Origin of the sequence: Mesorhizobium sp. M7A.F.Ca.US.006.04.2.1 (assembly GCF_004022915.1) — a bacterium.
In the GTDB taxonomy this organism is placed as follows: domain Bacteria; phylum Pseudomonadota; class Alphaproteobacteria; order Rhizobiales; family Rhizobiaceae; genus Mesorhizobium; species Mesorhizobium ciceri.
Genome location: NZ_RZQA01000256.1, coordinates 1 through 7,407, shown reverse-complemented (window position 1 = coordinate 7,407; position 7,407 = coordinate 1). Strand labels below are relative to the sequence as shown.

Here is a 7,407-nt window from a genome sequence, read left to right as displayed (position 1 = left end):
CCCAGATGGTGGCAAGGTCAGCCTCGGCGATCAGCCGCTTGCGTGTCGAGGATACCGGCGTCGACAGGCCGACATCCCTCAAACCGCGGAAGACGCCGTGGCGCAGTGCGTTGTCCGCTGTGCGGTTGGCGTAGTGGATGCGCGCCGACAGCAGCGGCCGCACCCAGTTCATCTCGCGCATGATCTCGCGCGGAACGCCCTCGGGCGCGGTGGCGCCTTCCCGCAGCGGCTCCAGCCTGGCGAGCAATTCACCGGCTGTGGCGGCATCGAAACCGGTGCCGACCTTGCCGCGATAATGCAATTCACCGCCCTCGAACTCTGCCATTCCGAGCGCCGCCAGCCCTTCGGCCGCATCGGAGATGGTGAAGCCGGCGATGACGAAGTCGTCCGACAGCAGCGCCTTGGTCTTGGTCCAGCTTTTGCTTCGGCCGCTCTGATAGATGGCCGTGGCGCGCTTGGAGACGACACCCTCCAGCCCCAGTTCCGACGCCTGGTCGTAGAGCCCCTGCCCCGAGCCCTCGACATGGTCGGAGAACTGGATGGCGGAATTGGCGCCGAGGCCCGACAGCATCTGCGCGAGCAGCGCCTTGCGCCGGACCAGCGGCGCCTTGGTCAGGTCCCAGCCGTCGAGATGGAGAAGATCGAAGGCGTAGAAATGGAGCTTGCTGCCGGCGCCCTCGGCCAGCGCATCCTGCAGCAGCGCGAAACGGCTGATGCCCCGGGCGTCGAGCACCACGATCTCGCCATCGATGATGGCGTCGCGGCACGGCAGTTTGGCGAACGCATGCGGCAGGTCGCCATAACGCTTCGTCCAGTCGATGCCGCCACGGGTGATCAGCTTGACCACGCCGTCAGTGAGATGCGCCATGGTGCGGTAGCCGTCGAATTTGATCTCGTGCAGCCAGACTTGTTTGGTGTCTTCGCCATCGGGTGGTTTTGGCACCTGCGTCGCCAGCTGCGGCTCGATACGGGCAAGCATGGGGGCCTTGAAGGCGCCCGGCAGCGTGCCGGGCTTCAGCGATCCCTGTCTGGGCGCGGGTTTGGCGGCGGGCTTTGCCGGCGCCGCCAGCTCCTCGATGCGCAATCCGGATTTGACGCTCTCCGGCCGGGCCGTGAGGATGTCAAGCGCGGTGTCGGCGGCGAGGTCGCGCTCCTTGAACAGCAGCCAGTTCTTCTTGTTTTCGTCCTCGCCGGGTTTCGGTTTCAGCCGTGTCAGCATCCAGCCGCCATTGAGCTTGTCGCCGGCCAGCCGGAACTTGAAGGCGCCGGTGCGCAAGCTCTTTTCGACATCGTCCATCGGCGCCCAGCTGCCGGTGTCCCAGACGATCATCGGCCCGCCGCCATACTCGCCTTCGGGAATGACACCCTCGAAGTCGATATATTCGAGCGGATGATCCTCGGTCTCGACCGCCAGCCTTTTGTCGGCCGGATTGAGCGAAGGCCCGCGCGGCACCGCCCAGCTCTTCAAGACATCGCCGACCTGCAGTCGCAGATCATAATGGTCTGCGGTGGCGTGGTGCTTGTGCACGACGAAGCGGTTACCGTCGCTGCTGACGAGCCCGCCAACCGGCTCCGGCGTCTTGGCGAATTCGCGTTTGGCGCGATAGGCTTTGAGCTTTGGTGGAGTTGTCATCGCAAAGATCGAAGCACGGCGGCCAGGAACAAGCCAGTCACGCTCTCAATCGTCAGCGGCCGGCGTCAACTCGAGCTCCGCCGGCGACAGCCCTTGCTGCAACTGGCTCAGCCGGAATTCGTCGACCCAATAGGCCTCGCCATCGACCAGAACCCGGGCTTGGTAGGTGCCCTCCGAAAAACGCTGCTCGGTGATGTAGACCTTGTGACGATCGAGCGCTTTGCGCACCGCGGCGCGTTTGGAATTCTGACCTGTGACGGGACTGAACATGACACTGCCCTCGGTCGCCTGACACGCAACACGGCCGCTGTCGGCGGCCTTGCGACTGGCTCCAAGGATGCCGGAGACGAGGTGTCCTGTCAATTTTCGTGGCAGTGCAGGTTGCAGTCCGGTTAAATTTTGCAGTCTTTTGAAGATGCTCGGGTCTCGGCCTGAATCACGATGTGAAGCGCGCGAAGACGAAGCCGCGCGTGATCGTGCCTGTTGCCGCCAGCCTACGAAGCGGCCGGCATACCCGAATGAGTGGATTTTCGGACTTCCCCGATGAGATCGAGTGTCGCTGCCGCGACCTCGGCAACCTGAAGCCGCTGCACACAATAGACCCCACCGGGGTTGTTTTCTTTACAAACACCTGGAGCGATGCATGGACAGGGCATGACCGGCTGGAGCGTCCGGTTCGGGACACCGAACGGGCCCCATTGCTCGGGCGACGTCAGGCCGTACAACCCCACCGCTGGAGTTCCGACAGATGCCGCGATGTGCATCGGGCCGCTCTCATTGCCTAGAAAGATTGATGCTTCGGCCAACAATGCCGTCAGGACTTCAAGCGAGGCCTTTCCGACGACACTGGCGACCGGCGACGCTGCCACTTCAAGGATCCTTTGCGCGGCAAGCCCCTCGTCCGGCCCACCAACGAGCAGAGATCGCAACCCGGTTTTGGCGTATACCTCGTCGATGACCGCAGCAAAATGTTGCGGCGGCCAACAACGCCCTTCGAACCTAGCGCCGGCATGCACGGCCACATATGACTTCTTTGCCAAAGCGTTTTCCGCAAGAATCCTGGCACACTCTTCCTGGGCGGTCCCGTTCGGCTGCAGCCGAGGCGTTGGGTCCTGACAATCCAACCCAAGCGCGTGGAGTGGAGACAGGTTCCTGTAGAGATAATGGGGGCCACCCTGTCCGAAAGTCGCGGCGAGAACGTTTGCAAGCTGGATTTCCCAGAACTTCATCGGATGCTCGGAAGGATCGAAGCCGACGCGAAGTGGAGCGCCGATCAAACGATGCATTATCCGCGAGGTTTTTGAATCGGCAAGGTCGATGCTAAGATCGAATTTTCGACGCCGCAGATCAGAGATGACGCCACGATAGTCGCTCAAACGCTTGAGCAGAGTCCTTCCTCTGCCGCGGGATTCAAAGCCAACGGCAACATCGGCGATCCCTTGCGCGACGATGAACTGCTTGAGTCCCGGCGCACAAAGCATGGTTACCGATGCTTGTGGATAAGAAAGACGCAGATTGCGAACCAAAGCAGATGTCAGAACGACATCTCCAATGTACTTCGTTTGAATAATGAGGATGGAACGAATCCCATCTCCTAAACTTGCATTCATCGAGATGATCTGCCGAAAACGCCAATTTGAGAAAATCTGCCGACGACACTCATTTCTGAACGTCAAGCGCGCTTTCAAATATAGAGCCAACCAACCCTGTCAACAACCTTGCCGGCCTTGGTGCCTCTTTGCATCGGTCGTCGGCAGGACCGGCAAACGCTCGTCCTCAGTCCTTCAATCGCCGCAAGCGGCGCGTCAGGCCCTGAACGGCTTTGAGCAGCCGTGGGCGCGACCGCGTCATGCCTTCGACCCGGCTGCGCAGCAGAATGGCTGCGTTCGCAGCCCTGCCCCGCACCGTCACCGGTTCGCAGATCTCGGCCAGAACCGAACTCGCGGCACCAATATGTTGCTTGTAGCCCTGGCCGCCGACCGACAGGTCGAAATAGTCGAAGCCCCGCTCGCATCCCCACATCATCAGCTTGCCCATCGTCGTCAGGCCGGGTGAGACATTGGCGACCGCATTCTGGTCGATGCCCAGCAGGAGGGCGTGAAGTGTGCCTTTTCTGACCAGCACATAGATGGAGGCGAGCCAGGCTTCACCGACGCGTAGACCGAAGAGCCGCACCGATCCATTCGACAGGCCTTGCAGCGCCGCGGCGCGGTAGAAATCGACGACCGGGACCTGCGTCAGGAGATCGAAACGCCCAAGCTCACGAAAACGCTTCAGCCGCAGTTCCAGCAGCACATCCAGGAGCTCCTCGGTCAGATCCGGCGTGTCGGCCTCGACCAGAGCGAGGCCCCCAAGCTGTTCGAAGCCGCGGCAATGCTTGCGGAAGGCCTTGGCAAAGGACGGCTTGCAGATCCGCTTGATGAGCGTCTCCGGGTCGCCATGCAGGACGAGGCCGGAGGTGACCTGGATGGAGTCGCGCGCCACCGAAAGCAGTGCCAGCGGATTGACCAGGCCGTGGATCTGCTGCGGGATCCCGGCGATATGGATGCGATCCGCCGGTGGCAGAACGGCACGGACCGCCGCCCACATGGCGTCGGCACTCTGCCTGGTCCACGCTCTCCCATCCGCCAGCAGCGGCACCGAGTAGTCGCACACGCGGCAGCTCAGCCATTCGATGACGTGGTGGCCGAGGGCCCGGCGCCGCATCAGCGGCAGCAGCATGGCCGGCGCGCCGGTCACGGCGTCACTCACCTCGATGACGACCAGGTCCGCGTCCTTGGGCATCAGCCGTGCGGCGATTCCTTCGACCCAGGCATAGTGCTGATGGGCAGTGCAGACGCCGTGCGCCTCAAGCAGCAGCCATAGCAGCCTTACGGTATCGAAACTGGTGTGCAGCCGAGCCGTGAAGTGCGCGGTTGCATCAGCGTTGGCGACAGTCGGGGAAAACCGCCCACCGGGCAAATCCCTTATCGGAGTCGTTCGCGCCGCGTAGCTTGCCACATGCTTCTCCCGTCATTCCGATCCCCCACGCAGGCGCCGCAAGTCCCGCATCAGTCCCTGGAGCCTCTTCAGCAGCCGAGGTTTGGAGCGCACGAACACCTCGGTCCGGTTGCGGACCTCGATGGCTGCGCTCACGGCGCTGCCTCGCACCGTAATCCCGTGGCAAAGCTCGCGCAGGCCCGAACCCACGGCACCCATATGTTCCTTATAACTCTGGTTGCCGACCGACAGGTCGAAATAATCGAAACCGCGGCCGCGCGCCCAACTCATCAACTTGCCCATGATCAGAAGTCCCGGCGAGACATTGGGCACCGCGCCCTGATCGATTGAGATCAGCAGAGCATGAACGGTGACTTGATGGATCAGCAGGTATTGTACCGCGATCAGAGCTTCACCAACACGCAACCCGAAGAGCCGCACCGATCCATCCGACAGGCCCTCGAGAGCGGCGTTTCGATAGAAATCGACAGCCGTCGCCTGTGTCAGCAGGTCGAAGCGGCCCAGTTCGCGAAAGCGGCTGAGCCGCATCCGGACCAGGCCGCCGAAGATGACCTCCACCAGGGCCGGCGTGTTGGCTTCGACCAGTTCCACGTCGCCAAGCCGTTCGAGGCGGCGCCAGTCCTTGTTGAAGGCCTTGACGAAGGATGGCCGGCATAGGCGCTTGAGCACGGTTTCCGGGTCGCCGTCGATGGCGAGGCCGAAGCTGGTATGCAGGGAATCGCGCGTGGCTGCGAGCAAGGCCAGAGGGTTGGCGATGCCGCTGATCGATTGCGGAATTCCCGTGATCTGGATGCGGTCCGCCGGCGGCAGCACGGAACGCACCGCAGCCCACGCGGCCTGCGCCGATTGCATCGTCCACGGGCTGGCATCGGCCAGCAGCGGTGCCGAATAGTCGCAAACGCCACAGCTCAGCCATTCGATCACCCGATGGCGGAAGGCCGGCCGCCGTATCAGCGGCACCAGCATTCGCGGCGCGCCCGTCACGGCATCGTTTACCTCCACGATGAGCAGTTCCGCACCTTCCGGCATTAGCCGCGCGACGATCCCCTCGGCCCAGGCATAATTCTGGTGGGCGGTGCACACACCGTCCGCCTGGAGGCGCAGCCAGAGCGGCCTCACCGCTTCCAAGCTGGTGTGGAGCCGCGCCGTGTAGGCATCGATGGCGACGACGGTGGCCGGATGGGAGGACTGGCCATCGGGCGAGCCGGTCACCGCAGCAATTTGCACCGCCTGGACTGCCATGTTTTTTCCTATCGCTTTGCCGTAGCGAACGGCAGCGTCCGCCGCCACGCGCCCAACCGGCTGTCGCGCGCCTCATCGGGATGCTCGATATTCCACATGCGGTGATGCGCGAAATACCACGATGCCACGAGCACGAACATCTCCGAGACGGCGGAACCCAACAACGCCCACGGCGGAGACGCGATTGCCAGCAGGGCCGCGATCAGCGCCAGCCCGACGACCGCGCCGCCCGTGGTGATGAACGCGACGATCCGAAAATCGCCGAGTATCTCAAGCACGATGCGGGGCATGATATAGAGCATGATCGGGACAAAATTCGCGATCACGAAAAGCCCGATGAACCAGGTCGAAGCGTCCTGGAGAGCCTGGGATTTTATCATCGGCAGGACGAACATGATCGCACATCCATAAGCAAGGCCGCCGAGCCCCATGACGAGCGCCCAGATCTTGGCCTGCGTCCAGACACGGCCTGTTTCATTGTTCCGCATCAGCCTGGCGAGATCCGGCTGCGTCATGTTGACGAATGCAAGGCTGATGATGCGCAGCGGAGCAAACAGCACCAGAACCGCCGCCAGCGGTGCGTAGGCGGCTGGCCCGGCAATGCCGGCGACCAGCAGCGCCAGACATTGACCCTGGATGTTGGTGGTGGTCGCGCTGAATGCCGACCAGCGCAGTTGGGGCCAGAGCCTGACATAGCGTCGGCGCGTCGGCATGCGGAAGCTGATGCGAAGCGAGCGCCGAGCCAGGCGGACCAGGACGAAAATGCCGAACACATTTGCGGCTGCAAGTGCATAGAATACGGTCTGCAGCGGGTCTTGGACCAACCAGATCGACAGCCCGGTCAGGACACAGCCGGCGACTGTAAAAGCGCCATCGCTGATGGAGACGACAACCTGCTGGCGCCGTGCGAAGAAAGCCGTGCGCATATGGCTGCGCAACGACCAGGCACCGACGAAGCAGCCGGCGGCAATTCCGCTTGGATCTCCAAGGACATGCATCAGAACAGCCGTGCCGACGGCCATCAGCAACGCCACGATCAGCGCCGCCGTTCCGAACGCCACGTCATAGGTATCGACGCCGGCGCTGTTGGTGCTCTTGCTCATCCAGATGCTGGCGGGAACAGCGGTGAGCGACCTGATATAGGACAGGCCGACCCCGCCCATCACCATGCCGATGGCGAAGAGGCCGTAGCCCTGCGCCGACAGCATGTGCAACAGCATGATGTTGAGGGCGAAATGAAAGCCGCTCTGCATCGCCTCGCCGCCGATCATCAGCACGAGGCGTCGAACCAGATGGCTCGGAAACGCTAACTTCACGGCCGTGTCTCCGCTGCGCGGGCAGCGGGCGCCCTGCCCGGCCGCGCGATGGTCGTCTTCAGCTTTTCGGCGGCGATCGCGGTGATCGCCGCGGCCGCGACCGGCTCGCTGAAGATCGCCTCATAGCGCGCGCGCCCGGCAGCGACAAACCCGCGCCAGGCCTCAGGGGCGAGGATGATCTCCTGCAATTTCGCGCCAAGAGCTACTGCGTCGCCG

The 7,407-nt window shown here is 63.0% G+C and carries 6 protein-coding genes and 1 pseudogene; all 7 read right to left on the bottom strand.

What is annotated here, in order from left to right:
• Positions 1-1,633: non-homologous end-joining DNA ligase (ligD, locus tag EN925_RS15640; RefSeq protein WP_128336678.1), on the bottom strand; the 1,633-nt coding region annotated here is incomplete at its 3' end.
• Positions 1,634-1,678: 45 nt separating this feature from the next.
• Positions 1,679-1,903 carry a hypothetical protein gene (locus tag EN925_RS15635; RefSeq protein ID WP_027160830.1) on the bottom strand — a complete coding sequence of 75 codons (225 nt, stop codon included), beginning with the start codon at positions 1,901-1,903 and terminating at the stop codon, positions 1,679-1,681.
• Positions 1,904-2,127: 224 nt separating this feature from the next.
• A complete protein-coding gene (locus EN925_RS15630; RefSeq protein ID WP_348629897.1) occupies positions 2,128-3,309 on the bottom strand; it encodes a glycosyltransferase family 9 protein in 1,182 nt (393 codons plus the stop codon).
• A 100-nt stretch (positions 3,310-3,409) separates the two neighbouring features.
• Positions 3,410-4,633: a GNAT family N-acetyltransferase gene (locus EN925_RS15625; protein ID WP_127385385.1), complete on the bottom strand. Its 1,224-nt coding sequence runs from the start codon at positions 4,631-4,633 to the stop codon at positions 3,410-3,412.
• A gap of 12 nt (positions 4,634-4,645) precedes the next feature.
• Positions 4,646-5,875, bottom strand: coding sequence for a GNAT family N-acetyltransferase (locus tag EN925_RS15620; protein ID WP_127369232.1), 1,230 nt, complete (start codon positions 5,873-5,875; stop codon positions 4,646-4,648).
• Positions 5,876-5,883: 8 nt separating this feature from the next.
• Positions 5,884-7,191: a hypothetical protein gene (locus tag EN925_RS15615; RefSeq protein ID WP_024501738.1), complete on the bottom strand. Its 1,308-nt coding sequence runs from the start codon at positions 7,189-7,191 to the stop codon at positions 5,884-5,886.
• Positions 7,188-7,407 (bottom strand): annotated as a pseudogene (locus EN925_RS15610) (glycosyltransferase family 1 protein); the annotation flags it as partial. The gene EN925_RS15615 and the pseudogene EN925_RS15610, both read right to left, overlap by 4 nt.